This window comes from Saccharothrix sp. NPDC042600, assembly GCF_040647305.1.
Lineage (GTDB): Bacteria > Actinomycetota > Actinomycetes > Mycobacteriales > Pseudonocardiaceae > Actinosynnema > Actinosynnema mutabilis.
The window spans coordinates 1-24,794 of sequence record NZ_JBEZBW010000061.1; the positions used below are offsets into that span (position 1 = coordinate 1).

General features: G+C 74.5%; 25 protein-coding genes. 13 read left to right on the plus strand and 12 right to left on the minus strand.

The window, feature by feature from the left end; all coding sequences use genetic code 11:
* Positions 1 to 142: 142 nt before the first annotated feature.
* Positions 143 to 583, minus strand: coding sequence for an Imm1 family immunity protein (locus AB0A74_RS28705; protein ID WP_358254212.1), 441 nt, complete (start codon positions 581 to 583; stop codon positions 143 to 145).
* 118 nt (positions 584 to 701) lie between these two features.
* Here AB0A74_RS28705 and AB0A74_RS28710 point away from each other — a divergent pair, with 118 nt between their 5' ends.
* Positions 702 to 845 carry a hypothetical protein gene (locus AB0A74_RS28710; protein ID WP_358254214.1) on the plus strand — a complete coding sequence of 48 codons (144 nt, stop codon included), beginning with the start codon at positions 702 to 704 and terminating at the stop codon, positions 843 to 845.
* Here AB0A74_RS28710 and AB0A74_RS28715 read toward each other — a convergent pair.
* From AB0A74_RS28715 to AB0A74_RS28735, 5 genes are read right to left on the minus strand one after another with little or no spacing between them, the layout of a single operon-like run.
* The gene (locus tag AB0A74_RS28715; RefSeq protein WP_358254216.1) at positions 842 to 1,399 is read right to left on the minus strand and encodes a sugar O-acetyltransferase; all 558 of its coding nucleotides are present in this window, start codon (positions 1,397 to 1,399) and stop codon (positions 842 to 844) included. The genes AB0A74_RS28710 and AB0A74_RS28715 overlap by 4 nt on opposite strands.
* Before the next feature lie 10 nt (positions 1,400 to 1,409).
* Positions 1,410 to 2,501: a glycosyltransferase family 1 protein gene (locus tag AB0A74_RS28720; RefSeq protein ID WP_358254218.1), complete on the minus strand. Its 1,092-nt coding sequence runs from the start codon at positions 2,499 to 2,501 to the stop codon at positions 1,410 to 1,412.
* Positions 2,494 to 4,986, minus strand: coding sequence for a glycosyltransferase (locus tag AB0A74_RS28725; RefSeq protein WP_358254220.1), 2,493 nt, complete (start codon positions 4,984 to 4,986; stop codon positions 2,494 to 2,496). The genes AB0A74_RS28720 and AB0A74_RS28725 overlap by 8 nt, the downstream gene beginning before the upstream one ends.
* Before the next feature lie 47 nt (positions 4,987 to 5,033).
* Positions 5,034 to 5,558, minus strand: coding sequence for a CU044_2847 family protein (locus tag AB0A74_RS28730; protein ID WP_358254222.1), 525 nt, complete (start codon positions 5,556 to 5,558; stop codon positions 5,034 to 5,036).
* Between the two features lie 8 nt (positions 5,559 to 5,566).
* Positions 5,567 to 6,484, minus strand: a complete 918-nt coding sequence (locus AB0A74_RS28735) for a glycosyltransferase family 2 protein (protein WP_358254224.1) — start codon at positions 6,482 to 6,484, stop codon at positions 5,567 to 5,569.
* Between the two features lie 20 nt (positions 6,485 to 6,504).
* On the opposite strand from AB0A74_RS28735, the gene AB0A74_RS28740 reads away from it, so the two are divergent.
* The 3 genes from AB0A74_RS28740 to AB0A74_RS28750 all read left to right on the plus strand — a co-directional run bounded on the left by AB0A74_RS28740 (position 6,505) and on the right by AB0A74_RS28750 (position 9,617).
* Positions 6,505 to 7,551, plus strand: coding sequence for a glycosyltransferase family 1 protein (locus tag AB0A74_RS28740; RefSeq protein ID WP_358254226.1), 1,047 nt, complete (start codon positions 6,505 to 6,507; stop codon positions 7,549 to 7,551).
* A gap of 67 nt (positions 7,552 to 7,618) precedes the next feature.
* The gene (locus AB0A74_RS28745) at positions 7,619 to 8,743 is read left to right on the plus strand and encodes a glycosyltransferase family 1 protein (RefSeq protein WP_358254284.1); all 1,125 of its coding nucleotides are present in this window, start codon (positions 7,619 to 7,621) and stop codon (positions 8,741 to 8,743) included.
* Positions 8,744 to 8,762: 19 nt separating this feature from the next.
* The gene (locus AB0A74_RS28750; protein WP_358254228.1) at positions 8,763 to 9,617 is read left to right on the plus strand and encodes a glycosyltransferase family 2 protein; all 855 of its coding nucleotides are present in this window, start codon (positions 8,763 to 8,765) and stop codon (positions 9,615 to 9,617) included.
* Between the two features lie 5 nt (positions 9,618 to 9,622).
* Here AB0A74_RS28750 and AB0A74_RS28755 read toward each other — a convergent pair whose 3' ends face one another.
* Positions 9,623 to 10,111: a hypothetical protein gene (locus AB0A74_RS28755; RefSeq protein WP_358254230.1), complete on the minus strand. Its 489-nt coding sequence runs from the start codon at positions 10,109 to 10,111 to the stop codon at positions 9,623 to 9,625.
* Positions 10,112 to 10,268: 157 nt separating this feature from the next.
* Between AB0A74_RS28755 and AB0A74_RS28760 the strand changes: the two genes are divergently transcribed.
* Positions 10,269 to 11,348, plus strand: coding sequence for an NDP-sugar synthase (locus AB0A74_RS28760; RefSeq protein WP_358254232.1), 1,080 nt, complete (start codon positions 10,269 to 10,271; stop codon positions 11,346 to 11,348).
* Positions 11,341 to 12,228, plus strand: coding sequence for a DNA-3-methyladenine glycosylase 2 family protein (locus tag AB0A74_RS28765; protein ID WP_358254234.1), 888 nt, complete (start codon positions 11,341 to 11,343; stop codon positions 12,226 to 12,228). Before AB0A74_RS28760 ends, AB0A74_RS28765 begins: the two co-directional genes overlap by 8 nt.
* Here AB0A74_RS28765 and AB0A74_RS28770 read toward each other — a convergent pair.
* Genes AB0A74_RS28770 through AB0A74_RS28785 form a run of 4 tightly spaced genes read right to left on the minus strand, consistent with a single transcriptional unit; the run spans position 12,213 to position 15,851 of the window.
* A complete protein-coding gene (locus AB0A74_RS28770) occupies positions 12,213 to 12,755 on the minus strand; it encodes an NUDIX hydrolase (protein ID WP_358254236.1) in 543 nt (180 codons plus the stop codon). The two genes, AB0A74_RS28765 and AB0A74_RS28770, sit on opposite strands and share 16 nt — an antisense overlap.
* Entirely contained in the window at positions 12,752 to 14,086 is a 1,335-nt protein-coding gene (locus tag AB0A74_RS28775) for a coenzyme F420-0:L-glutamate ligase (protein ID WP_358254238.1), read from the minus strand. The genes AB0A74_RS28770 and AB0A74_RS28775 overlap by 4 nt, the downstream gene beginning before the upstream one ends.
* Positions 14,079 to 15,044 carry a 2-phospho-L-lactate transferase gene (cofD, locus tag AB0A74_RS28780; protein WP_358254240.1) on the minus strand — a complete coding sequence of 322 codons (966 nt, stop codon included), beginning with the start codon at positions 15,042 to 15,044 and terminating at the stop codon, positions 14,079 to 14,081. The genes AB0A74_RS28775 and cofD overlap by 8 nt, the downstream gene beginning before the upstream one ends.
* 39 nt (positions 15,045 to 15,083) lie before the next feature.
* A complete protein-coding gene (locus tag AB0A74_RS28785; protein ID WP_358254242.1) occupies positions 15,084 to 15,851 on the minus strand; it encodes a site-2 protease family protein in 768 nt (255 codons plus the stop codon).
* Positions 15,852 to 16,125: 274 nt separating this feature from the next.
* Between AB0A74_RS28785 and AB0A74_RS28790 the strand changes: the two genes are divergently transcribed.
* On the plus strand, positions 16,126 to 16,434 hold the full coding sequence (locus AB0A74_RS28790; RefSeq protein WP_358254244.1) for a WhiB family transcriptional regulator: 309 nt from the start codon (positions 16,126 to 16,128) through the stop codon (positions 16,432 to 16,434).
* A gap of 63 nt (positions 16,435 to 16,497) precedes the next feature.
* Entirely contained in the window at positions 16,498 to 19,764 is a 3,267-nt protein-coding gene (locus AB0A74_RS28795; protein WP_358254246.1) for a glycosyltransferase, read from the plus strand.
* A 90-nt stretch (positions 19,765 to 19,854) separates the two neighbouring features.
* On the opposite strand, the gene AB0A74_RS28800 is transcribed toward AB0A74_RS28795, so the two are convergent.
* A complete protein-coding gene (locus tag AB0A74_RS28800; protein WP_343935946.1) occupies positions 19,855 to 20,301 on the minus strand; it encodes a metallopeptidase family protein in 447 nt (148 codons plus the stop codon).
* Positions 20,302 to 20,439: 138 nt separating this feature from the next.
* Between AB0A74_RS28800 and AB0A74_RS28805 the strand changes: the two genes are divergently transcribed.
* From AB0A74_RS28805 to manA, 5 genes are all read left to right on the plus strand, one after another.
* Positions 20,440 to 20,799, plus strand: a complete 360-nt coding sequence (locus AB0A74_RS28805; protein ID WP_121225427.1) for a DUF3499 domain-containing protein — start codon at positions 20,440 to 20,442, stop codon at positions 20,797 to 20,799.
* Positions 20,800 to 20,878: 79 nt separating this feature from the next.
* Positions 20,879 to 22,231 carry a phosphomannomutase/phosphoglucomutase gene (locus AB0A74_RS28810; RefSeq protein ID WP_358254248.1) on the plus strand — a complete coding sequence of 451 codons (1,353 nt, stop codon included), beginning with the start codon at positions 20,879 to 20,881 and terminating at the stop codon, positions 22,229 to 22,231.
* A 5-nt stretch (positions 22,232 to 22,236) separates the two neighbouring features.
* Positions 22,237 to 22,434, plus strand: coding sequence for a Trm112 family protein (locus tag AB0A74_RS28815; protein ID WP_358254286.1), 198 nt, complete (start codon positions 22,237 to 22,239; stop codon positions 22,432 to 22,434).
* Positions 22,435 to 22,438: 4 nt separating this feature from the next.
* Positions 22,439 to 23,515 carry a hypothetical protein gene (locus AB0A74_RS28820; RefSeq protein ID WP_358254250.1) on the plus strand — a complete coding sequence of 359 codons (1,077 nt, stop codon included), beginning with the start codon at positions 22,439 to 22,441 and terminating at the stop codon, positions 23,513 to 23,515.
* Positions 23,516 to 23,528: 13 nt separating this feature from the next.
* Positions 23,529 to 24,737 (plus strand): mannose-6-phosphate isomerase, class I, encoded by a 1,209-nt coding sequence (gene manA / locus AB0A74_RS28825; RefSeq protein WP_358254252.1) that lies wholly within the window; start codon positions 23,529 to 23,531, stop codon positions 24,735 to 24,737.
* Positions 24,738 to 24,794: the final 57 nt, after the last annotated feature.

A 24,794-nucleotide genomic window follows, 5' to 3' on the forward strand; every position in this document is an offset into this window, starting at 1 on the left:
GGGTTCTTGGCAACCGGAAAAGCTGGTTGCCAAGAACCCCAAAGCGCGGTTGGGCTGCGCCCAGGCCGTACGGGGAACGAACCGAGGCCCTTCCTGTGGCTGATAGCCCTTCGAAGGGCGCGCACCTGCGGTGCTGTGGTGGTCAGGCTTCTCGCCAGTGGACGCAGGTGGGGCGTTGGGCGGTGGTCAGGAAGTCTTTCAGGGCCATTGCCAGGGTTTCCACCGGGACGCCTGCTCCCGCCGGGTAGTCGACGTACTCCGAGCGGTATTCCGGGGAGTTCGGTTCGCCGGACAGGGTCGAGTAGTCGTGGTCCGGGTCGGCGTAGGTCAGGTAGCCGTAGCCGGCGTGGACCGCTGCCGCCACGTCGTGGTCCGGGATCTTGGTCTGGCCCGGTTCGCCCAGGAGGCCTTCCGTGTCGTCCATGAGCGGGCGGTCCTGGTGTTCGATCACCGCCGGGCCGGCGCCCGGCTCGGCCAGGCGGCTCAGCAGGGTGTCCACGTCCTCCGGGCTCTGCACGGTGAGCTGGTCGGCGGCTTCCGTGTCGTCCGGGTCGTGGATCGGCCACACTGCGGTGAAACTCATGGCGGCATCATCGCAGTGAACGCGGGGAGTGACCACCTGAGGTGGGGGTTGGGCCGTTGGGGTGGACCGCGCTTGTCGCACTGGTTTTGCGCGCGAGCGGTGCGGGAGCCTGTGCGGCATGTCCGAACCCGGGCGACTCCCCGAAGCGACCCCGCCGCGCCTCGACGACCGCCAGCGCTTCCTCCGCCGCGTCTGCGCGGTGACCGGGTCGCGCCAGATCTCCTGGGCCGTTCTGGCCGCCAAGCCCGCGCCGCGCCGCTAGAGCTGCCGGACGACCCGGCACGGGTTGCCGGCGGCGAACACCCGCGGCGGGACGTCCCTGGTCACCACGCTGCCCGCGCCGACGACCGCGTTGTCGCCGATCGTCACGCCCGGGCACACGATCACGCCGCCGCCCAGCCACACGTTGTCGCCGATGGTGATCGGGGCGGCGGTCTCCCAGCGCTGCCGGCGCAGCTCGTGGTCCTCGACCGGGTGCAGCGCGGTCAGGAGCTGGGCTCGGGGGCCGATCGACACGTCGTCGCCGATCGTGATGGGCGCGCAGTCCATCAGGATGGCGTCGTAGTTGAGGAAGCTGTTGCGGCCCAAGCGGATCAGGTAGCCGTAGTCGCATTGGAAGCGCGGCATGACCCACGAGCCCTCGCCGATGTGGCCCAGGAGGTCGTCGAGGAGTCGCGCGCGGCGCTCGTCCTCGCCCGCCCTGGTCGCGTTGAACTCGTCCAGCAGTTCCTGGCAGCGTCGGCGCTCGGCGACCAGCACCGGGTCGTTGTCCCGGTACGGGTCGCCGCGCAGCATGCGTTCCTTGTGGTCGGTCACCCGTCCGACGCTACCGGCGCGCGGCGGCGGCGAGCCGGTACGCCTCCAGGGTTCTCTCGGCGGTGTTGCGCCAGGTGTAACCGGAGGCGTGGGCGCGGCGGGCGGCCTGGTCGGTGGCGTTGGGCTCGGTCTCCACGGCGGTGGTCAGGGCGTGCGCCAGGGCTTCCGGGTCGCCGACCGGGACGTGGGTCGCGTGGCCGCCGGCGGTCTCGCGCAGCGCCGGGACGTCGGTGCACACGACGGGGACGTTGCAGGCCAACGCTTCCAGGACGGGGAGGCCGAAGCCCTCGTCGCGGGAGGGGAGGACGAGGGTGGCCGCGCCGGCCACGACGCTGCGGAGGTCCACGTCGTTGAGGTAGCCGGTGCGCAGCACCCGACCGTCCACACGGGACTCACCCGGGCCGGCCAGCACCAGCGGGGGAAGTGATGGGGTTGCGGCGTGGGCTTCCAGGAGGGTGGAAAGGCCCTTGCGGGGGCCGCCGGCGCCTACGAAGAGCAGGTATTCGCCCGGTAGGCCCAGGCGGGAGCGGAGGCCGGCGGAGGGTGCGCGTGCGGCGAACCACGCCGGGTCCACGCCCAGCGGGGTCACGACGATCTTGTCCGGCTCCACGCCGAAGCGGTCCGTGACGACGTTCGCCACGGCCTGCGTGGGGGTGCACACGATGTCGGCTCGCAGGGCCGATTTCCGTACCAGTTCGGGCAGGCGGCGGTCCGACGGCGGCAGTTCGCCGGGGGCGTCGAGGAACGCCAGGTCGTGGATCGTGGTCACGCCGCCGGCCCGGATCGCCGGGGGCAGCACGAAGTTCGTGGCGTGCATGACGTCCGTGGGGCCGGCCAGGAACTCCACCGGCGGGAACGGCCCGCGCAGCCAGAACTGGCGCAGCAGGCGCGCCGAGACCGGCAGGCCGCGGGCCACCACGTCGTGCGGCAGCACGGTGCGCAGCGCGCGCCACCCGCGCAGGGTGAACGCGACCGCCCGCACGTCCACCGCGTCGGGCATGGACGCCAGCTCCTCGGCCAGCGCGGCGGTGTAGCGGCCGATCCCGGTGCGGTGGCCGAGCAGCGGGGTGCCGTCGATGAGGACCTTCAGCGGCTTAGCCATGGCCGCGCAACTTCTTCAGCACGCGGCCGGTCGCCCGCTTGGCCACCTCGCGCGGACCGCCCTGGCTCAGGTAGTCCCGCACGAGCTTCACGTCCCGTTGCAGCTTCTCCTTGCGCCCCAACGGCGGGTTGCGCACCATCGGCGCGCCGCCGGGCAGCCGGTCGGCGGCCGGGCGCGGGTGGCGGCAGAACTCCACGAGCGGCTCCAGCACCGCCTCCCAGGTGAAGCGCTCCCGCACGACCGCTATGCGTTCCGCGCACGCTGTCGCGAACTCGGTTTCGTACAGGACCTTCTCCAGCGCGGCGGCCAGCGCGTCCGGGTCCTCCGAGGGCACCACGACGCCGAGGCCCTCGCGGGACACCAGGTCCGCGAACGCGTCACCGTCGGTCGTCACGATCGGCAGGCCCGACCACAGGTAGTCCAGCACCCGCGTGCGGAACGCGAACGTCGTCTCCACGTGCTCGTAGTGCGTCGTGACGCCCGCGTTCGCGTCCAGCAGCCAGTTCTGCCGGTCGTGGAAGGGCACCCAGGTCTCGTTGAAGAACACGTGCGTGCCGGTGAGGCCGAGCTGCTCGGCCAGCAGCCGGGTGTGGTCGGCGATGTCCATCTCGGGCACCTCGGGGTTGGGGTGCTTCATCCCCAGGAACACCAGGCGCGCGTCGGAGTGCCGGGCCCGCAACCGGTCCATCGCCCGGATGAGGGTCAGCGGGTCGAACCACGAGTACACGCCGCCCGCCCACAGCACGACCTTGTCCTCCGGGGCGATCCCCAGCACGTCGCGCAGGCCCGGACCGGTGCGCTGCGGCGGCTTGCCGGACAGGCCGAACGGGGCGACGGCCAGCAGCGACCGGGTGGTGCGGTCGTTGTCGTAGAGGGCCGGGGTCAGGCGGCCCATGGATGCCAGGTGGCCCAGCCAGAAGTGCCGCTGGCGCTCGGACGCGCACAGGAAGAAGTCGCCGCGCCGCAACTGGTTGTCCAGCACGCGCTGCACGCCTTGGAGGTCCTTCTCGCGCTGCTCGTCGGTGGCGTCGCGGCCCTGCTCCAGCAGTTCCAGGTGCATCGGGTCGTAGATGTCGCACACCACGACCTTGTTCGACCCCGGCTGGCGCAGCTGCGGCAGGAACTCCAACGCGTGCCCTTGCAGCACGACCACGTCCGCCCACACCAGGTGCGGGTCGATGTCGCGGGGCTGCACGCCGTGGACCGCGAAGCGCGCCTCGGGCGGCACGCACAGCGGGTTGAACGTCACCAGCCGCACGTCGTGCTCGGCCGACAGCACCTCCGCCATGTGCCACGCCCGGATCGCCGGACCGGCCATGCGCTCCGAGATCGCGTCACCGGTCACGATCAGCACCCGGCGCGGACGCCCGTACAGCTCGTCGATCCCGAACGCCTCGACCAGCACGTCGTGCGCCGCCAGGTAGCGCTCCAGCGGGTACGCGGGCTCCAGGGCCTTGCGCATCAACGTGACCAGGTCCGCGTCGCTCACCGCGCGCGCCGCCTGCTCGATCTTGCGCGACTCCGCCAGCGCCGGCAGCAGCTCCACGAACTGGTCGATCGCCAGGAACCCGGCCAACGCCTGCCGCGGCACGGGCACGGGCTCGGCGTCCGCCGCCGGGTCCGCCGGCCGCCGGGTGATCTCCAGCTGGGTCGGGTCGATCTCGCCGCGCGCGGTGGCCCGGCGCACGCACAGCGCGAGCGCGGCGGGCAGCGCCTTGGCCAGGGTCTCGTCGGAGGCGTTCTTGTAGAGGGTGGCGAGGGCGTTGCGCTCCAACAGGTACAGCTCACGACTGATGTCCACAGTGGACATGGAGCCGTGGTGCTTGTGGTAGGTCAGGGACTTCGGCTCGAACCGCACCCGCCAGCCGCGCAGGTTCAGCCGCCACCCGAGGTCCACGTCCTCGTAGAACATGAAGAACCGCTCGTCGAACCCGCCCAGCTCGCGGAACAGCGGCGCGCGCACCAGCAGCGCCGACCCGGTCCCGAACAGGACGTCCTTCGGGGCGTCGTGCGACCCGTCGTCGGGCGAGCCCGCGTGCCGCTTGTAGCCCATCCCGAACCAGGTCAGCCCGCCGTCGACGAAGTCGATCGCCCGGCCGTCCCAGTCCAGCACCTTGCTCGCCACCGCGCCCACGGTCGGCTCGTCGCGCAGCACCCGCACCGCCGCCCGCACCCAGTCCGGGTGCGGGCGGGCGTCGTTGTTCAGGAACGCGAGCACCGACCCGGTCGCGTGCCGCGCACCCAGGTTGCACCCGCCCGCGAAGCCCAGGTTGGCGGGCGCCTCGACCACCGTGGCCGCGGGCACGGCGGCGCGGATGCGCTCCGCGCTGCCGTCACCCGACGCGTTGTCCACGCACACGACCTGCAGCTTCTCGGCCGGGTACGACAGGTCGGCGTACAGCGCGCGCAGGCAGGTGATGGTGTCCTCGGCGCCGCGGTAGTTGACCACGACCACCGACACGTCAGGCAGGCTCGCTCGCTCCACGCGTTAAGCCTGCCTCATGCCGTGCCGGCGCGTTCGACGAAGGTGCCCTATCCGGCCGAACCGGCGTCGTCCGCGGGCTCGTCCCGGTCGTCGTCGTCCTCGGCGGGGGCGGTGGGCAGGTTCGCCCGCTGCCACTCGGCCGTGATCTTGACGTGCGCCTCGACCCCGGACTTCGCGATCACCACCCCGGCCTCGGCGGTCACCTTCAACCCGACCTCGACCATCACCTTGTCGGGCCGGAAGTCGGGCATGGCCCCGATCTTCTCCGCGACCGCCCGCGCGAGCCGGCGGGCGTTGTCGACCCCGGCCTCCAACGTCTGGTCGACCACCCCCAACGCCTCGTCCAACTTCCGCCCGGCCCGCACGGGCCCGTCGTACTCCTCCTCGACCTCGAACGGGACGAACGCCCCGTCCTCGGTCCGGATGGCGATGTACTCGGCCACTCTTCTCCTCTCGTCAGCACACCGGTCCGTCGACAAGCGCGCAGGCGGGTCGTCGCCGACCGGGAAGCCCGTGCCGACCGCCTCGCCACCCCGGAACACCCGGACCAACGCGCGCTCGGCGGGCTCCACGTCCCCTCCTACCTGCCTGCCCACTCGCGCCACACGGCGCGGCGGGACACCGTCGACCGGCGGCCGACCGCCACCCGCTGGGCGAGCGTCGCCGGTGACCGGAAGAGGATCTCCGCGAGCACCTGGACGCGCAGCGGGACCCGGAAGTTCGCAGGTCGCGGGCCCCGGCGCAGGACCAGGGCCGCCGTCAACGCCGTGAAGTGCGCCAACTGGGCCAAGGCCACCGGGAGGGGCGCGCAGCGCAGCAGCATGAGCAGCCGGTTGCGTTCGTTCCAGCGGTGGAACAGCCGCGATCCGGGGCGGGTGCTCGCGCCGTGCCGGTGGCGGACGCGGGCCGGGCCGACCGACACCACCCGGTGGCCCGCCAGGCGCAGCCGCCACGCCGTGTCGGTGTCCTCGTAGTAGCAGAAGAAGCCCGCCGGGACGCCGCCCACCGCGCGCAGCACGTCCGTCCGGAGCAGCGCCGCGCCGCCGCAGAACCCGAACACCTCGCGCCCGGCGAGCACCAGGTCCGCGCCGTGCCCGTCACGGGTCAGGGCCACCCCCACCGACTGGGTGGACCCGTCCGCGAGCAGCATCGACGAGGTCGCCGCGGCGGCGCCGGGGTCGTCCGCGAGCGCCCGCTCCAGGGCCGCCAGCCAGCCGTCGTCGGGCACGGCGTCGTCGTTGAGCCAGGCCGTGTACTCGGTCTCGACCAGCGGCAGCACGGCCGCCAGGCCGCCCGCGTAACCCCGGTTGCGGTCCAGCCGGACCACCTCCGGCGCGCTCGGGTGCCGGGCGAGCAGCTCGGCGGTGCCGTCGTCGGACGCGTTGTCCAGCACGATCGTCCTCTGTGGACGCTGCCGGGCGAGCGCGTCGAGGCACGCGGTGATGTGGGCGCGACCGCGCCACGTCACCACGACCACCGTCGTACCGGGGGTGGGCACGGCGTGAGACGGTACGCGACGTGCCCAACCTGGTTGTGCTGACCGAGCAGTTGCTGGCCCCCGTGCCCGGCGGGACCGGCCGGTACACCCGCGAGCTGGCCGCCGCGCTGGCCCGCACCGCCCCGCCCGGCTGGGAGGTCACCGGCGCGGTGAGCCGGCAGGCCGACACCTCGGCCGCCCGGGTCCCCGGCGTGCTCGGGCCGAAGGTGCTGCCGCTGCCGCGCCGCGCGCTGATCGCCGCGTGGGAGCACGGCGTCCCGTACTGGCCCGGCGGCGACGCCGTGCACGCGCCCACCCCGCTGGCCCCGCCGCGCGGCCGGGTCGTCGTCACCGTGCACGACACCGTCCCGTGGACCCACCCCGAGACGCTGACCCGGCGCGGCGCGGCCTGGCACCGCAAGGTGGTGTTGCGCGCGGTGTCCCGGGCCCGGGCGATCGTCGTGCCCACACAGGCGGTCGCGGACGAGCTGCGCCGGTACGCGCCGGGCAGCGCGCCCGTGCACGTCGTCCACAACGGGGTCACCGAATTCCCCGCCGAGGAGCCGGTGGACGTGCCCGACCGGTACGTCCTCGCCATCGGCACCATCGAGCCGCGCAAGGGTTTCGACGTGCTGGTCGAGGCCACCGCCGAGCTGGACGTGCCCCTGGTGGTCGTCGGCCCGCAGGGGTGGGGCGGGGTGGACCTGCGCGCGCCGCACGTGCGGCTGCTGGGCCGGCTCACCGACGCGCGGCTGGCCCACGTCCTGCGCCGCGCCGCCGTGCTCGCCGCGCCCAGCCTCGCCGAGGGGTTCGGGCTGCCGGTGGCGGAGGCGATGGCGGCCGGCGTCCCGGTGGTCCACTCCGACGCCCCGGCGCTGGTGGAGGTGGGTGGCGGGGCCGGGCTGGTGGCGCCCCGGGGTGACCGCGCGGCCCTGGTCGAGGCGCTGCGGACGGTGCTGTCCGACGAGGGTGTAGCGCACCGCATAGTGGCCGCCGGCCGCGCCCGGGCACAGGCGTTCACCTGGGACAACGCCGCCCGGGAGGTGTGGTCGGCGCACCTGTCGCCCGGTCGGCCGCGTCCCGTTTGAGCCAATCCCGGGTAACCGGGCCGTCGCCACCCGTACCCTTCACCGCGTGTCGTCCGTCGAACCCAGCGTGCTGATCGACGCCACCGCCGTGCCGACGGACCGGGGTGGCGTCGGGCGGTACGTGGATTCGCTGGTGGCGGCCCTGGACGCGGAAGGCGCGAAGATCAGCGTCGTGTGCCAGCCGCGCGACGCCGACCTCTACACCAGGCTCGCCCCGCACTCCCGCGTGATCGCCGCCGCCGACGCCGTCGCGACCCGCACCGCGCGCCTGACCTGGGAGCAGACCTCGTTGCCGCGCCTGGCCTCCCGCCTGGGCGTGGGGGTCGTGCACTCGCCGCACTACACCGTGCCGCTGGCCAGCCGCGCCGCCTCCGTCGTCACCCTGCACGACGCCACCTTCTTCACCGACCCGGTCCTGCACTCGTCGGTCAAGGCCCGCTTCTTCCGCGCGTGGACGCGGGCGTCGCTGCGCCGGGCCGCGCTGTGCGTGGTGCCCAGCCGGGCCACCGCCGACGAGCTGACCCGCGTCGCCGGCGCCGACCGGCGGGTGCTGCACATCGCCCAGCACGGCGTGGACACCGAGCGGTTCCACCCGCCGACGCCCGAGGAGGTCGCGACCGTCCGGCGGACCCTGTCCCTCGGCGACGCGCCGTACGTGGCGTTCCTGGGCGCGTTGGAGCCGCGCAAGAACGTGCCGGCGCTGATCCGGGGCTTCGCGCAGGCGTGCCGGGGCCGGGCGCACCCGCCGACGCTGGTGCTCGCCGGCCAACCCGGGTGGGACAGCCAGGTGGAACGCGCGCTGGACGCCGTGCCGCACCGCATCCGCGTGATCCGCGCCGGGTACCTGCCGTTCGGGCAGTTGGCCGGGTTCCTCGGCGGCGCGGACGTGGTGGCCTACCCGTCGTTGGGCGAGGGGTTCGGGCTGCCGGTCCTGGAGGCGATGGCGTGCGGCGCGGCCGTGCTGACCACCCGGCGGCTGAGCCTGCCCGAGGTGGGCGGGGACGCGGTCGCGTACTGCGGGGTCGGCGCGGGCGACATCGCGGCGGCGCTGGGCGAGCTGCTCGACGACCCGGCCCGCCGGGCGGCCCTGTCGTCGGCGGCCCTGGTGCGGGCGAAGGACTTCACGTGGTCCACCTCCGCCGCGCGGCACCGCCTGGCCTACGAGAGGGCCTTCCGGACCCACCGCCGCTGACGCCACTAGGGTGGCCGGCGTGACGCGCTACGGAGACGGACTGGCGGTCGTGACCGTCACCTACTCGCCGGGGGAAACCCTGGACACCTTCCTGTCCACCCTGGCGGGGGCGACGACCCGCCCGGTGGCGGTCGTCCTGGCCGACAACGGCTCGACCGACGGCGCGCCCGAGCGGGCGGCGGCGTCGCCCTCGGTGACCTTCCTGCCCACCGGCGGCAACCTCGGGTACGGGGCCGCGGCGAACCGGGGCGTGGCGTCGCTGTCCGACGAGTACGGCTGGGTGGTCGTGGCCAACCCCGACGTGTCGTGGGACCCGGGCTCGCTGGACGTGCTGCTGGAGGCCGCCAAGCGGTGGCCGCGCGGCGGCGCGTTCGGGCCGCTGATCCACGAGCCGAGCGGCGAGGTCTACCCGTCGGCGCGGCGGCTGCCGTCGCTGGGGCGGGGGCTGGGGCACGCGGTGTTCGGCAAGGTGTGGCCGGGCAACCCGTGGACGCGCGAGTACCGGCAGGAGACCGCCGAGGTGCGCGAACGGCCGGCCGGCTGGCTGTCCGGGTCCTGCCTGCTCCTGCGGCGCGAGGCGTTCGACTCGGTGGACGGCTTCGACCCCCGGTACTTCATGTACTTCGAGGACGTGGACCTCGGCGAGCGGCTCGGCCGGGCCGGGTGGCTGAACGTGTACGTGCCGGACGCGTCGGTGACGCACATCGGCGGGCACTCGACGTCGAGGATGTCGAACCGGATGCTGGCGGCCCACCACAGCAGCGCCTACCGGTACCTGTCGGACCGGCACCAGGGGCCGTTGTGGGCACCCCTGCGGTTCGCGGTGCGCACGGGCCTGGGCCTGCGGCTGCGCCTGGTGACCCGCCGGTCCTGAGACCCTCAGCCGTTGAGGCGCTGGGACAGCCCCTGCGGGGGCTGGTCCTGGCCGCCCGACAGGCGCTGCGACAGCGACGGCCGGGACGTCGAGACCTGTTGCACGGTCGGCACCGGGCCGGGCGCGACCCGCAACTCCGGCTCCGGCTGGGGCGCGGGCGGTTGCTGGTGCGCGGGCGGTCCGGCGGCCGGCGGCTGGGCCGGGAGCGGCTGGGTCTGCGGGACCTGGTTCTGCGGGGCCTGGTTCTGGACGGGCTGGGGCTGCGCGGGCAGCGGCTGGGTCTGCGGGGCGCGGCCGGCCGCCGCCTGGGCCGACAGGATCATCGTGGACTCCGGGTCCACCATGCGCGGGTCGGCGGCGTTGACCATCGATCTCGGGATCTGCTGGGTGGCCGACGAGTCCATCGGGCTCGTCATGTTGTCCGGGGTCACGACGTGGATGCCACGTGCACGAGCACGGGCGAGCGCCGCGTCGGCCCGAGCGCGGGGGTCCATCCGGATCTCTCCTGCGTTTCCCTTGGGCCGGCTCCCGGGGAGCCGGCGTGCCGATCGGTGACGCTCCGCGACACCGGACCTGCGCCCGTGTCGTCAAGGTGCTCGTGCCAGAGTATTCGCATCCACGAGCGGAAGTAAGCGGAGGAGGAAAAACGGCATGTCGGAGCTGCAAGGCGCCGAGGCTGTGGTTCTGGTCGGGGGCAAGGGGACCCGCCTGCGGCCACTGACCCTCTCGGCCCCCAAGCCGATGCTGCCCACGGCGGGGGTGCCGTTCCTCACGCACCTGCTCTCCCGCATCCGGGAGGTCGGCATCACGCATGTGGTGCTCGGCACGTCCTACAAGGCCGAGGTGTTCGAGGAGCACTTCGGCGACGGCTCGTCGCTCGGCCTGGAGCTGGAGTACGTCGTCGAGGAGGTGCCACTGGACACCGCCGGCGCCATCCGCAACGTCGCGCACCTGCTGCGCGAGCCCGACGTGATGGTCTTCAACGGCGACATCCTGTCCGGTGTGGACCTGCGCGCCGTGCTGGACACCCACCGCGCGAACGAGGCCGACGTCACGCTGCACCTGGTGAAGGTCGAGGACCCGCGCCGGTTCGGCTGCGTGCCGACCGACGCCGACGGCCGGGTGACGGCGTTCCTGGAGAAGACCGAGAACCCGCCGACCGACCAGATCAACGCCGGCTGCTACGTCTTCAAGCGCTCGGTGATCGAGGCCATCCCCGCCGGCCGGCCGGTGTCGGTGGAGCGCGAGACGTTCCCCGGGCTGCTGGAGTCCGGCGCGCGGCTGCAGGGCCACGTGGACACCTCCTACTGGCTCGACCTGGGCACCCCCGCCGCGTTCGTGCAGGGCTCGGCCGACCTGGTGCGCGGGGTCGCGCCGTCCGCCGCGCTGCCCGCCGCGCCCGGTGACGCGATCGTCCTCGCGGACGCGAAGGTGGACGACGGCGCCCGGCTGACCGGCGGCTCGACCGTCGGCCTCGGGTGCACGGTCGCGTCCGGCGCGGTGGTCGACGGGTCCGTGCTGTTCGACGGCGCGGTGGTCGGCGAGGGCGCGGTGGTCGAGCGCAGCGTCGTCGGGGCCAACGCCCTGGTCCAGGCCGGCGCGGTGGTCAAGGACGCCGTGATCGGCGACGGCGCGGTGATCGGCGCCCGGTGCGAGTTGATCGGCGGCGCGCGGGTGTGGCCGGGTGTCGTGCTGCCCGAGGCAGGGGTGCGGTTCTCGACCGATGCGTAGGACGTGGCGGCCGGACTTCCCGCTGGACCTGGGGGCCGTCGTCGGCCCCCTCCGGCGGGGACCCGGTGACGTCGCGTTCCGCGCGGTCGAGGGCGTCTGGCTGACCGCGAACACGCCGGCCGGGCCCGGCACGCTGCACATCACCCGCCCGGACGCCGTCGAGGCGGAGGCGTTCGGCGCGGGCGCGGAGTGGCTGCTCGACGGCCTGCCCGCGCTGCTGGGCGCGGAGGACGACGACTCGGCCTTCGAGTGCCACCACCCGCTGGTCGCCGAGACCAGACGCCGGCGGCCGGGCGTGCGCCTGGGGTCCACGGGACGCGTGTGGGACTGCCTGCTGCCGGCCGTGCTGGAGCAGAAGGTGACCTCGACCGAGGCGCACCGGTCCTACGCCCAGTTGTGCCGCCGGTTCGGCACGCCCGCGCCGGGGCCGGCGACCGGGATGTTCGTGCCGCCGACGCCGCGCGCGGTGCTGTCGATCAACGACTGGGAGTGGCACAAGGCGGGCGTGGACGGGGCTCGCCGGCGGGCCCTCGTCGCCGCCGCGCAGGTCGCCCACCGCTTGGAGGACGCGGCGCGGCTGCGCGGCGAGGCCGGTCGGGACCTGCTGCGCAAGGTGCCCGGCATCGGGGTGTGGACGGCGGCCGAGGTCGCGCAGCGCGTGTGGGGCGACGCGGACGCCGTCAGCTTCGGCGACTTCCACCTCGCGGGCCTGGTCGGCTGGGCCCTGCTCGGCCGCCCGCTGGACGACGACGGCATGGCCGAGGAGCTGTCGCCCTACTCGCCGCAACGCCACCGCGCGGTCCGGTACGTGGAACTGTCGGGCGCCCGCAAGCCCCGCTTCGCCCCGCGCTTCTCGCCCCGCGACTACCGCGCGATCTGAGCCAGCGCCGCGTCGACCATCGGGAGCAGGTCGTCGGCGTTCGACGGCATGTCGTCCACCGACCACCACCGGAGGTCCACCGACTCCTCGCTGCGCACCGCCCGCGCGTCCACCGGCGCCCGCACCACGAACCGCACGTCGAAGTGCCGGGTCGGCACGCCCAGCGAGCACGTGATCGGGTGCACGTCCAGGTGGACCGGGGTCGGGTCGATGCGCAGCCCGGTGATCCCGGACTCCTCCTCGGCCTCCCGCAACGCGGCCCCGGCCAAGGTCTCGTCGGACGGCTCGCAGTGCCCGCCCAGCTGCAACCACCGGCCCACGCGCGGGTGCAGCGTCAGCAGCGTCCGCCCACCCGTCGCGTCGAGCACCAGCGCGGACGCGGTGATGTGCCCCGGCACGCAGGACCGCTCGCACGCGTCCGGCCGCGCGGCCAGGAAGCCCAGGTACGCCTGGCGCAGCGCCTCCTGCTCCCGCCCGGCCGGCCGCCACGCCGTCAGCACGTCCACCGCGTCCGCGTGCAGGCTCACAGCTCCAGGAACCCTTCCTCGACACCCCGCGGCGCGCGCGGGGTCAACGGCTCGACCGGGTGGCCCACCGCCACCGCGCCCAACGGCTCCCACGTGTCCGGCAGGTCCAGGACGTCCCGGACCACGTCCGGGCAGAAGATCGTGGACGACACCCAGCACGACCCCAGGCCCTCGGCCGCCAGCGCCACCAGCAGGCCCTGCACGGCCGCGCCGCCCGCGATGGTGAACATCGTGCGCTCCGCCGCCGTCCGCGCCGCGTCCGGGTAGCTGTGCGCGCCCTCGGCCACCAGGAACGGCAGCACGACCTCCGGCGCGTCGCGCAGGAAGTCGCCGCGCGCCACCCGCTTGGCGATGCGCTCCTCGGACCACCCGTCGGCCCGCAGGTCGGACCGCCAGCGCTCCCGCATGGCGTCCAGCAGCGCGACCCGACGGGCCCGCAGGTGCACGAACCGGACCGGGCGCGTGTGGTGCGGCGCGGGAGCGGTCAGGGCCGCGCCCACCGCCCGCCGCAGCACCGCGGCGTCCACCGGGTCGGCCGTGAACGACCGCACGGACCGGCGCACCAGCACCGCCTCGGCCCGCCCCTGCGCCACCGCCTCCTCGACGCCCAGCCGGAACAGGTCGTCCTCGATCGGCCGCACCAGGTCCCGCGCCGACGACCCGTCGTCGGCGACCGCGAGGCCCCGCACCACGGCCACCGGCACCGCGCCGAGCTTGCCCTTCACCAGGTCCGCCGCGGCGGCGACCTCGTCGGCCACCGCCACCTCGGTCACCAGCAGCTCGTTGCCCTGCGCGTCCACCGAGCCCGCGTACCGGTGCAGCACCGCGAGCCCGGCCGCGCCGATCGCCGCGTCGGTCTGCCCGACCCGCCACGCCCGGCCCATGGTGTCGGTCACCACGACCGCCACCTCGACCCCCAGCGCCTGGGACAGGGCCGCCCGCAGCGCCGCCGCCGACCCGTCCGGGTCCACCGGGAGCAACGCGATCTCGTCGCCGGCCACGTTCGAGGCGTCCACGCCGGACGCCGCCTGCACGACGCCCAGCTTGTTCTCGGTGATCAGCGTCCGCCCGCGCCGGGCGATCACCCGCACGGCCTCCGCCTCGACGTAGGACCGGCGCACGGCGTCGCGCTGCTCGGGGTCGGCCGGCACGGACACCAGCCGACCTTCCACTTTGGACAGCACCTTGCTGGTCACCACGACCACGTCCCCGGGCTCCAGCCAGGGCGCGGCGGACGCGATCGCGCCCGCCAGGTCGTCACCCGGCCGGAACTCCGGCAGCCCGGTGACCGGCAGGACCGTGACCGCGCCGCCGGCCGCGTGGTCAGCCAACGGAGACACCGGCCAGTTCCAGCGCCGCCCGGGCCATCGCCGCCGTCGCGTCCACATCGGACATCAGCAGCGGCACCGCGCGCACCGCCACGCCGGGCACGTCGCACCGGTCGCCGGTGTGCACCAGCCACCCGTCCAGGACGCCGCCCTCGGTGGTCTTGCGCGACCCGTAGAGCCGGCCCACCGCCTCCGCCGACGTCTCCACGCCGATCGCGGTCAGGCACGCGTCCGCCATCCCGCGCAGCGGCTTGCCGCCGATGATCGGGGACAGGCCCACCACGCCCGCCTCGGTCTTGCGCAGCGCGTCGCGGATGCCCGGCACGGCGAGGATCGTGCCGACGCTCACCACCGGGTTCGACGGCGCCAGCAGCACCGCGTCGGCCTCCAGGATCGCGTCCACCACGCCCGGCGCGGCGGTCGCGGACTCCGCGCCGACCGACGCGAACGACCGCGCCGGCAGCGCCGCGCGGTGCTTGACCCACCACTCCTGGAAGTGGATCGCCCGGGTCTCGTCGCCCTCGGACACGACCACGTGGGTCTCCACCCGGTCGTCGGACATCGGCAGCAGCCGCACGCCCGGCTGCCACCGGTGGCACAGCGCCTCCACCACGGCCGACAGGGGGTACCCCGCGCGCAGCATCCGGGTCCGGACCAGGTGCGTGGCGATGTCCCGGTCGCCGAGGCCGAACCAGGTCGGCTCCGCGCCGTACTCCGCCAGCTCCTCCTTGACCGTCCACGACTCGTCGGCGCGGCCCCAACCGCGCTCCGCGTCGATCCCACCGCCCAGCGTGTACATGCAGGTGTCCAGGTCGGGGGTGATCCGCAACCCGTGCATCCACACGTCGTCCCCGGTGTTCACCACCGCGGTGACCTCGTGCTCCGGAGCACCCAACAACGACTTCAGGCCGACGAGGAACCGAGCCCCGCCGACCCCTCCCACCAGTACGACGACCTTCACGGGACGCCATCCTCCCACCGGGGCCGCAGCGGCCGACACTCAGCGCCAGAACATGAAGGTGCCCTGCCCCAGCCCGGCCCACAGCGGCTCGCCGCCGACGAGTCCGAACACGGTGTAGGACAGGTCGAAGAAGATCGCCGCGATCGCCGGGAACGCGAGCAGCACCGCGAACAGCACCAGCGGCGCCCACGGCCGGGCCTTCGCCCCGAACTGTCGCGCCTGGTAGGACATCCAGGGCTCGATCACGCCCCACCCGTCCAGGCCCGGCACCGGCAGGATGTTCAGCACGAACGCCAGGACCTGGAGCAGCGCGAGGTAGGACAGCGCGGCGGCCAGGCCGGCGGGCGGCTGGAAGAGCAGCACCGAGAGGCTGAGCAGCGCGCCGAGCACCAGGTTGCTCACCGGCCCGGCCAGCGAGACCAACGACTCGACCCGCTTGTTGCGCAGGGCGTGGTGGTTGATCCACACCGCGCCGCCGGGCAGCGGGATGCCGCCGAACGCCAGCAGCACCAGGGGCAGCACCAGGGACATGATCGGGTCGGTGTAGTGGCGGATGTCCAGCGTCAGGTAACCGCGTGCTTTCACCGCGTAGTCGCCACCCTTGTAGGCGACGACCGCGTGCCCGAACTCGTGCAGGCACAGGGAAACCGCCCAGCCGCCGAGCACGAACAGCACGGTGCCGGCGATCACCACGGGGTCGTCGATCGGGCTCTCCCGGTCGCCGAAGAGGGTCAGCACGGCGCCTGCCACCGTGATCGCGAGCAGGCCGAGGAACAGTGGACTGGGTCGCACCGCTGATCGCTTCACCCCACCAGTGTGGCCCCCTCGGCGCGGTGGCCGACAAGGCAGGCGGCTTTGGGCCGTCCGGGCGGCGGTTGTCGCTCGGTGTGCCGTGCGAATCACCGTCTGTGCTGCCAGTCAAGGTTTTCGCCGCCGATCGCGGGAATATCCCCCGTCCTGTGGACTCGGCTTGACCGGGTGTTGTGACACAGGTGTAATCACATCGGTGTCATTCGTCGTTGTGGGGACGGCGAGTGGTGTCCGCCAACCGGGGAGAGCGGAAGGCGAGGAGGCGGACGGTATGCGGGAATTCGACGGGGGTCGTGAGGTGGACGGGGACGCGCCGGCGCGGGAGTCGGTGGTGTTCACGGAACTCTTCGACGCGACCGACGAGCAGGACTGGCAGGAGCGCGCCCTGTGCGCGCAGACCGACCCGGAGGCGTTCTTCCCGGAGAAGGGCGGCTCGACGCGCGAGGCCAAGCGGATCTGCCTGGGCTGCGAGGTGCGCTCCGAGTGCCTGGAGTACGCGCTGCAGCACGACGAGCGCTTCGGGATCTGGGGCGGGTTGTCCGAACGGGAGCGGAGGAAGCTCAAAAAGCGCGCCGTGTGATCGTTTCGCCGCGCTCTGCCTTACCGTGTCGTCCACGGGTTGTCGGACGGACGGGAGCGGCACTTGACGAGCGGCGCCACTCCACGGCTGCGCACCGTGCCCGTGCTGGCCGTGCTGGTGTGCCACGACGGCGACCAGTGGCTGGGCACGGCCCTGTCCGCGCTGCGCCGGCAGCGCCCCCGGCCGCGGCACGTGATCGCCGTCGACACCGGGTCCCTCGACCGCACGCCGAAGATCCTCGCCGAGGCGGCGGAAGGTACCGATCGGGTGATCGACGGGGTGCTGACGCTGCCCCGCGGCACGGGGTTCGCCGAAGCGGTCCACGCGGCCGTCGACCACGCGGTCCAGCGCTGGGGTGACCCCGGGGCCTGGCTGTGGCTGCTGCACGACGACTGCGCGCCCGACCCGGACTGCCTGTCGCTGCTGCTGACCGCCGCCGAGGTGTCGCCGTCGGCGGCCGTGCTGGGCCCGTTGAGCCTGGACTGGGCCGACCCGCGGCTGGTGGTCGAGGCGGGGTTGTCCACGGACTCGTCGGGGCACCGGCAGACCGGCATCGGCGGGGTGGAGTTCGCCGGGGCGTTCCACCAGAGCACCGAGGCGCTGGCCGTGCCGTCGGCCGGTTCGCTGATCCGGCGCGCGGTGTGGGAGTCGCTGGGCGGTTACGACCGGAAGCTGCCGCTGCTGCGCGACGACATCGACTTCGGCTGGCGCGCCAACCGCGCCGGGCACCTGGTGCTGTCGGTCCCGGTGGCGCGGATGCGGCACGTGCGGGCGGCGTCGCGCGGGATGCGCAAGCTGGACGCGGCGGTCGCCCGGCCCGGCCCGCTGCTGCGCGGGGTGGACCGCGCGCACGGGTTGCGGACGTTCCTGGTCAACTGCGGCGGCTTGGCGTTCCTGTGGGGCGTGCCGCGGCTCGCGGTGCTCGGGTTGTTGCGCGCGCTGGGTTTCCTTGTGGTGCGGAGGTTTTCCGATGCGCGGGGGGAACTGGGCGCGGTCGGGTACGTCCTGGGTGGACGCGCCGGGCTGCGCGCGGGCCGGGCGGCGCGGCCGGCGAAGGGCGTGGTGCGCGGGCTGTTCACGACGCGGATCACCAGGCTGCGCAACGCCGTTCGCGGCGCGTCGGCGTACCTGATCCGGCGGAGGGTCGAGGCCGACGCGGCGCTGGGCCGGCTGCCGGAGGACGACGTGCGGCCGGTCGCGTGGTCGCCACCGTCCGAAGTGGAGCGTCGGGTGGTCGGTCCGGCGGCGCTGCCGGCGGGTGTCCTGTCGCGGCGGCGGCCGGTGCGGGTGACCGGCGGGTTGCGGCGGCCGGCCACGACGGTGCCGGTGGAAGCGCCGCTGCGGGGCTCGTTGCGCCCGTCGCCGCGGCCGCGGCCCTCGCCCGTGCCGCGCGGCGGGTCCGTGGTGTTCGTCGAGGTCGACCGGGCCAGGGTGCTGTGGTCGCTGGTGCTCGGCCCGCCGCTGGTGCTGGTGCTGGGCCTGGCGGTGTTCGGGGTGCTGGCCAACGCGGCGCGGATCGGGTTGGACCTGTCCGGCGGGCGGTTGCTGCCGGTGCCGGCGCTGGGCGAGGTGTGGTCGGAGTACCTGGCGGCGTGGCACCCGGTGGCGGGCGGGACGTCGGCCCCCGCGCCGGCGGCGCTGGCCGTGCTGGGCACGTTCGGCGTGCTGGTCGGCGGGCCGGCGGTCGCGGTGGCCGGGTTGCTGGTGTTCAACGCGCCGCTGGCCGGGTTGTCGGCTTACGCGGCGACGCGGCGGCTGCCCGTGCGGCGGCCGGTCCGGGCGGTGGTGGCGGCGGCGTACGCGCTGGTCCCGGCGGCGACGTCGGCGGTGAGCCAGGGGCGGCTGGACGTCGTCGTGGTCCACGTGTTCCTGCCGGCGGTGTTCGCCGGGGTGCTCGCGGTGCTGCGCGGCGGGTCGGGGACGTCGTGGCTGCCGGTCGCGTCCGGGACGGCGCTGGGGCTGGCCGTGGTGGGCGCGTTCTCGCCGCTGGTGCACGCGCTGGTGGCGGTGGGAGCGCTGGTCGGGTTCGTCGCCGTGCCGGGGCGGGTGGGCGACGGGCGGCGGCGGGTGGCCGGGCTGTTCATCGTGGTGCTGCTGCCGATGGCGCTGCTCATGCCGTGGCCGGCGGTGGTCCTGCAGCACCCGTCGATCGTGCTGCACGGGGTGGGCGCGTTCGTGCCGACGCCGGACGCGGGTGTGCTCGACCTGCTGGCGCTGCGACCGGGCGGGCCGGGGGCGCTGCCGTTCGTGGGCGCGGTGGTGGTGCTGTTCGCGGCGGGGGCGCTGGTGTCGCGGTTCTCGCGGCCGATGGTGCCCGGGTTGGTGGTGGTCGTCGGGGCCGGGCTCGCCGTGGTCGTGCTGCGGACGGTCGAGGTGTCGCCGGTCGTGGGCGGGTCGGCGGAGCGGGGCTGGGTCGGCGCGCCGCTGGTGGTGGCGTCGTGGGGCTTGCTGTGGGTGGTGCTGGCGGCTTGTCGGCGTGATGCCCGGCCGGTGCGTTTCGGGCGGGCGTTCGCCCTGGGTGGGGTGCTGGCGGTGGTGGCGCTGGCGGGGTGCGGGTTCGTCGGGATGCGGTCCGGGCCGTTGACCGCCGACGCGGCTCGGCTGCCCTCGACCGTGGCGCAGGAGTTGCCCCGGACGGGTCGGTCGGTGCTGGTGCTCGGGACGCCCACGCGGCAGGTGGCCGGGCGGATGCCCGCCTTCGGCGACGACGACCTCGTCCCGGTGCCCGGGGCGGCGTCCCGGCTGGACCGGTGGCGCCGGGACCTCGTGGGCGGGGACGCGCGGGCGGCCCGGACGGCGTTGGCCCAGGCGGCGGCGTCGGGGGTGGCGTTCGTGGTGACGGAGGACCGGGCGTCGGGGCAGCGGCTGCGGGACGCCGTGGGTGACCTGGTCGCGGTCGCGCCGCCGATGTCGGACGGTCGGCCGGTGTACCGCGTGCAACTGGCGGCGGGGAACGCGGTGCTGCTGTCGCCGGAGCTGGCACGACGGGCGCGGACCGGGGGGATGCCGCCGGACTCGCTCGGGGTGCCCGGCATCGCCCCGGTGGAGTCCGCCGCGCCCGAGGTGGGCGTGCGGGTGTCGGAGGGGCCGGAGGGGCGGTTGCTGGTCGTCGCGGCGGAGGAGGAGCCGGGGTGGTCGGCGACCGTCGACGGGCGGGCGGTGGCCGTGGTGCGGGCTTGGGGGCACCTGGTCGGGGTGCCGGTGCCGGCCACGGCCTCGGAGGTCCGGGTCGAGGCGTCCAGCACACTCCGGGAGTTGTTGTTGCTGGTCCAGGCCGCTGCCGCGCTGTTCACCGCCTTGACCGCCATCCCCTCGCGGCGGCGGTCCTGAGGATCGGGAACGCCGCGCGGCAGGCCCCCGGGGAACGAACCGAGGCCCTTCCCGGGGCTTGGCAGCCCGTCGAGAGCGGTCCGCGCCGGGCTATTCGCCGTCGATGACGTCCGGGTCCAGGCCCAGGTAGTTGGCGACCTGCTCCACCAGGACGTCGTGGACCAGGTCGGCCAGGTCCGAGCCGTCCTTCGCCCGGGCCTCCAGGGGGCGGCGGTAGAGGACGATGCGGGCTCGGCGGTCCGTGCCCGCCGGGAGCAGGCGGGCCAGGGGGACGTTGCCGTCCTCGACCACGTCGCCGTCCTCGGACGTCGCCTGGACGTCCGGGACGTCGTCCACCGCCACGTCCAGCTGGGTCAGCTCGGTGCGCCAGCGCGCCTCGATGGGCTCCAGGGCCTCCAGGACCAGGGCGTCGAAGCGTTCCGCCCGGCTGCGGGCCGCCGGGAGGGTGGCCGGGTACAGCGGGCCGCGCAGGCCTCGGCCGTGGCGGTCGCGCCTGCGTCGGCTCGACGGGCCTTGACGTCGGGAACCCCTGGCCATCACCACGGCGTACAGGTTAGTTGCCCCGGCCGGCGGGGTGGTCACCAGGCGGGCCGGCGGGGGTCGAGTCGGCCAAGTCCACCGACGCGCTGAGGGCAATCCAACACACCTGCGCCCGGACGCGATATCGTCCCCGCCGTGCGGAGCGTGAGACGGTGCTCGCGAACCGGGTGCGCGAACCCGGCAGTCGCCACGCTCACGTACGCCTACGCGGACTCCACGGCGGTCGTCGGACCCCTGGCCACCTACTCCGAGCCGCACAGCTACGACCTCTGCGAGGAGCACGCCCTGCGCCTCACCGCGCCGCGCGGCTGGGAGGTCGTCCGGCACCAGGGGCAGTTCGTCGCCCCCGAACCCACCGTGGACGACCTGACGGCGCTGGCCGAGGCCGTGCGGGAGGCCGGGCGAGCGGATCGGCCGGTCGAGGCGCCCGAGGTGCCGGCGGGCACGATCCGACGAGGTCACCTGCGCGTCCTGCCCGATCCGAACGAAGACTGAACGGACCCGACACGGCTCTGACAGCCGCGCCGGTAGGCTTCGGCACGCCCACGTCAAGAGCCAATCCGGGAGTGTGGCTGTGCGCGATCTGTCCGGCATCGTCAAGGCCTACGACATCCGCGGTGTCGTCGGTGAGCAGCTGGACGCGGACGTCGTCCGCGACTTCGGCGCGGCCTTCGCGCGGCTGGTCGGCGGGCCCGCCGTCGTCGTCGGCCACGACATGCGCGAGTCCTCGCCGGGGCTGGCCGCCGCGTTCGCCGAGGGCGTGACCGCGCAGGGCGTGGACGTCGTCAGCATCGGCCTGGCCAGCACGGACATGCTCTACTTCGCCTCCGGCAAGCTCGACCTGCCCGGCGCGATGTTCACCGCCAGCCACAACCCGGCCAAGTACAACGGCATCAAGCTGTGCCGCGCGGGCGCCGCGCCGGTCGGCCAGGACTCCGGGCTCGCGCAGATCCGCGCCGACGTCGAGCAGGGCGTCGCGGACGCCGAGGGGGTGACCCCGGGCACGGTCTCCGAGCGGGACATGCTCACCGACTACGCCGCCTACCTGCACGAGCTGGTCGACCTGTCCGGCTCCCGGCCGCTGAAGGTCGTCGTGGACGCGGGCAACGGCATGGGCGGGTACACCGTCCCGAAGGTGTTCGAGGGTCTGCCCGTCGAGGTCGTCCCGATGTACTTCGAGCTCGACGGCAGCTTCCCCAACCACGAGGCCAACCCGCTGGACCCGAAGAACATCGTGGACCTGCAGGCCCGGGTCAAGGAGGAGGGCGCGGACGCCGGTGTCGCGTTCGACGGCGACGCCGACCGCTGCTTCGTGGTGGACGAGCGCGGCGAGCCGGTGTCCCCGAGCGCCATCACCGCGCTGGTCGCGGTGCGCGAGCTGGCCAAGGACCCGGGCGGCACGGTCATCCACAACCTGATCACCTCGCACGCGGTCCCCGAGATCGTCCGCGAGCACGGCGGCACGCCCGTGCGCACCCGCGTCGGCCACTCCTTCATCAAGGAGGAGATGGCCCGCACCGGCGCGATCTTCGGCGGCGAGCACTCCGCCCACTACTACTTCCGCGACTTCTGGCGCGCCGACACCGGCATGCTGGCCGCGCTGCACGTGCTGGCCGCGCTCGGCGAGCAGGACGGTCCGCTGTCCGCTCTGACCAGCGCCTACGAGCGCTACGCCGCCTCCGGCGAGATCAACTCGACGGTGGCCGACCAGGCGGGCAGGCTCGCGGCGATCAAGGCGGAGTTCGGCGCTCGCGAGGGCGTCACGCTCGACGAGCTGGACGGCCTCACCGTCGCCCTGCCCGACGGCTCGTGGTTCAACCTGCGCGCCTCCAACACCGAGCCGCTGCTGCGGCTCAACGTCGAAGCCGCCGACGCGGCCTCCGTCGCCGCGCTGCGCGACGAGGTCCTGGCGATCGTGAGGGGATGACAGACGTGGCCGTCCAACTCGACCCCCGGCTGCTGGAGATCCTGGCCTGCCCGTGCCCGGAGCACGCGCCGCTCAAGCCCGGCACCGCCGCCGACCCGCAGGCCGACTTCCTGACCTGCACGTCGTGCGGCCGGTCCTTCCCGGTGCGGGAGGGCATCCCGGTGCTGCTGCTCGACGAGGCTGTCGAGCCGTCGGCGGGGTGACCCGGTGCTCGACGACAGCCTCCTCGACGACCAGGCCCGGCTGGCCGAGGTGGACACCAGCGGCCTGCTGAGGGCCGCCGCGCGGGCGGGCGCGCAGGTCCGGGCCACCGCCGAGGCGGCGGAGGAACTGGGCGTGCGGCGCGTGTTCGCCGAACGGCCGCGCGCCCTGGTGCTGGTGACCCGGCCGGGCGTGGCGCCCGCCGTGGCCAAGCTGGTGACCGCGCTGCTGGGACCGGCGTGCCCGGTGCCGGTCGTGGTCGCCGACGACGTGCCGACCTGGGTCGGCGCGCTGGACGTGGTCCTCGCGCACACCGAGGACCCCGGTGACGTGGTGCTGGCCGAGGCCGTCGACCGGGCGGGCCGGCGGGGCGCGCGGGTGCTGCTGACCGCCGAGCCGGACGGCCCGGTGGCCGCGTCGGCGGCGGGGCACGCGCTGCTCATCCCGCCGCGCGTGCCGGTGCCGCAGGGGTTCGGGTTCGCCCGCGCGTTCGCCGCGTGGGTGGTGGCGCTCGACGCGCTCAAGCTGCTGGACGTGGACGTCAGCCTGGTCGCCGACGAGCTGGACCGCGAGGCCGAGCGCGACCACCCGATGCACGAGTCGTTCGTCAACCCGGCCAAGTCGCTCGCGCTGCGCGTCGCCGACCGCACCCCGCTGCTGTGGGGCCTGGACGAGCCGGCGACGGCCGTCGCGGCGCACGGCGCGGGCGTGCTGGCCTGCTACGCGGGCCTGGTGAGCGACGTCGCGGGCTACCCGCAGGCGCTGACCAGGTCGGTGCTGCACCGCCGGGCCGTGCACGGCACGTCCGGCGCGGACATCTTCGCCGACCCGGACGACGAGTCCGACGGCCTGGTGCGGGTGCTGCTGCTGGCCGTGCGCCAGGGCCGGCCCGCCGAGATCGCGCGGCGGGCCGCGCAGGACACCTTGCCGGGAGCCGACGTGCTCGAACCGGCCGAGGAAGTGACCGGCGGCGACGCGGTGTGCTCCGCGCTGCTCGCCCTGCGGTTCGAACTGGCCGCGCTGTACCTGGGGCTGGCGGCGGGGACGCTGGGTGGCCCGGGGCTGTACGCGCCGGCCGTGTGAGGGGAATTTCGCTGTGGAACTGCTGCACAACGCGGTGCGGGCGTACGCGTGGGGATCGCGTACGGCCATCGCCGAGCTGCTCGGGAGGGAGGTGCCCGCGCCGCACCCGGAAGCCGAGCTGTGGATGGGGGCGCACCCCGGCGACCCGTCCCGGGTGCTGCGGTCCGACGGCGAGCGCTCGCTGCTCGACCTGCTGGCCGAGGACCCGGACGCCCAGCTCGGGCCGCGGTGCACCGGGCGGTGGGGGAGCAGGCTCCCGTTCCTGCTCAAGGTCCTGGCGGCCGACGAGCCGCTGAGCCTGCAGGCGCACCCGTCGGCCGAGCAGGCCGCGCTGGGGTTCGCGCTGGAGGAGAAGACCGGCGTGCCGATCGAGTCGTCGGTGCGCAACTACAAGGACCCGTCGGCCAAGCCCGAGCTGATCTGCGCGCTGACCGAGTTCCACGCGCTGGCCGGGTTCCGGGCGCCGGAGCGGACCGTGGCGCTGCTGCGGTCGCTGGAGGCGCCGGACCTCACCCCGTACACCGAGCTGCTGGCCGCGCAGCCGGACGAGAACGGGCTGCGCGCCCTGTTCACCACGTTGATCACGCTGCCGCAGCCGGCGCTGGACGCCCTGCTGCCACAGGTGCTCGACGCGTGCGTGCTGCACGTGAAGGAGCGCGGCGAGTTCGACCTGGAGTGCCGCACCGTCCTGGAGCTGGGCGAGGCCTACCCCGGTGACGCGGGCGTGCTGGCCGCGATGCTGCTCAACCGGCTGGTGCTCAAGCCCGGCGAGGCGATCCACCTGCCGGCCGGCAACCTGCACGCCTACCTGCACGGCACCGGCGTGGAGATCCTGGCCAACTCGGACAACGTGCTGCGCTGCGGCCTGACGCCCAAGCACGTGGACGTGCCCGAGCTGATGCGGGTGCTGGACTTCACGTGCGGCGACATGGCGGTGCTGACCGGCGACGAGACCGGGCCCGGCGTGTGGACCTACCGGACGCCCAGCCCGGAGTTCGAGCTGTCCCGCCTGGAGCTGGCCGCGGGCGGCGAGACCCGCGTGGACCACCACGGCCCGCAGATCCTGCTCGTGACGCAGGGCGAGGCGCGGCTGTCGTGCGGCGGGCAGGAGCTGGCGGTCGCGCGGGGGCAGTCCGTGTGGGTGCCCGCGGCCGACCCTGCGGTGGTCGTCACAGCCGACGAGCCGACCCGGCTTTTCCGGGCGACATCGGGTAGCGATTAAGGTCTGCGCACTAGGGTCACACCGACACCGGCAAACCGGACGTTTTGGGTGAGGGAG

Excerpts from the sequence above, each read along its gene's own strand:
- AB0A74_RS28705 (WP_358254212.1), bottom strand. The coding sequence starts at position 583 with ATGAGTTTCACCGCAGTGTGGCCGATCCACGACCCGGACGACACGGAA.
- AB0A74_RS28710 (WP_358254214.1), top strand. The coding sequence starts at position 702 with ATGTCCGAACCCGGGCGACTCCCCGAAGCGACCCCGCCGCGCCTCGAC.
- AB0A74_RS28720 (WP_358254218.1), bottom strand. The coding sequence starts at position 2,501 with ATGGCTAAGCCGCTGAAGGTCCTCATCGACGGCACCCCGCTGCTCGGC.
- AB0A74_RS28755 (WP_358254230.1), bottom strand. The coding sequence starts at position 10,111 with ATGGACCCCCGCGCTCGGGCCGACGCGGCGCTCGCCCGTGCTCGTGCA.
- AB0A74_RS28760 (WP_358254232.1), top strand. The coding sequence starts at position 10,269 with ATGTCGGAGCTGCAAGGCGCCGAGGCTGTGGTTCTGGTCGGGGGCAAG.
- AB0A74_RS28765 (WP_358254234.1), top strand. The coding sequence starts at position 11,341 with ATGCGTAGGACGTGGCGGCCGGACTTCCCGCTGGACCTGGGGGCCGTC.
- AB0A74_RS28790 (WP_358254244.1), top strand. The coding sequence starts at position 16,126 with ATGCGGGAATTCGACGGGGGTCGTGAGGTGGACGGGGACGCGCCGGCG.
- AB0A74_RS28800 (WP_343935946.1), bottom strand. The coding sequence starts at position 20,301 with ATGGCCAGGGGTTCCCGACGTCAAGGCCCGTCGAGCCGACGCAGGCGC.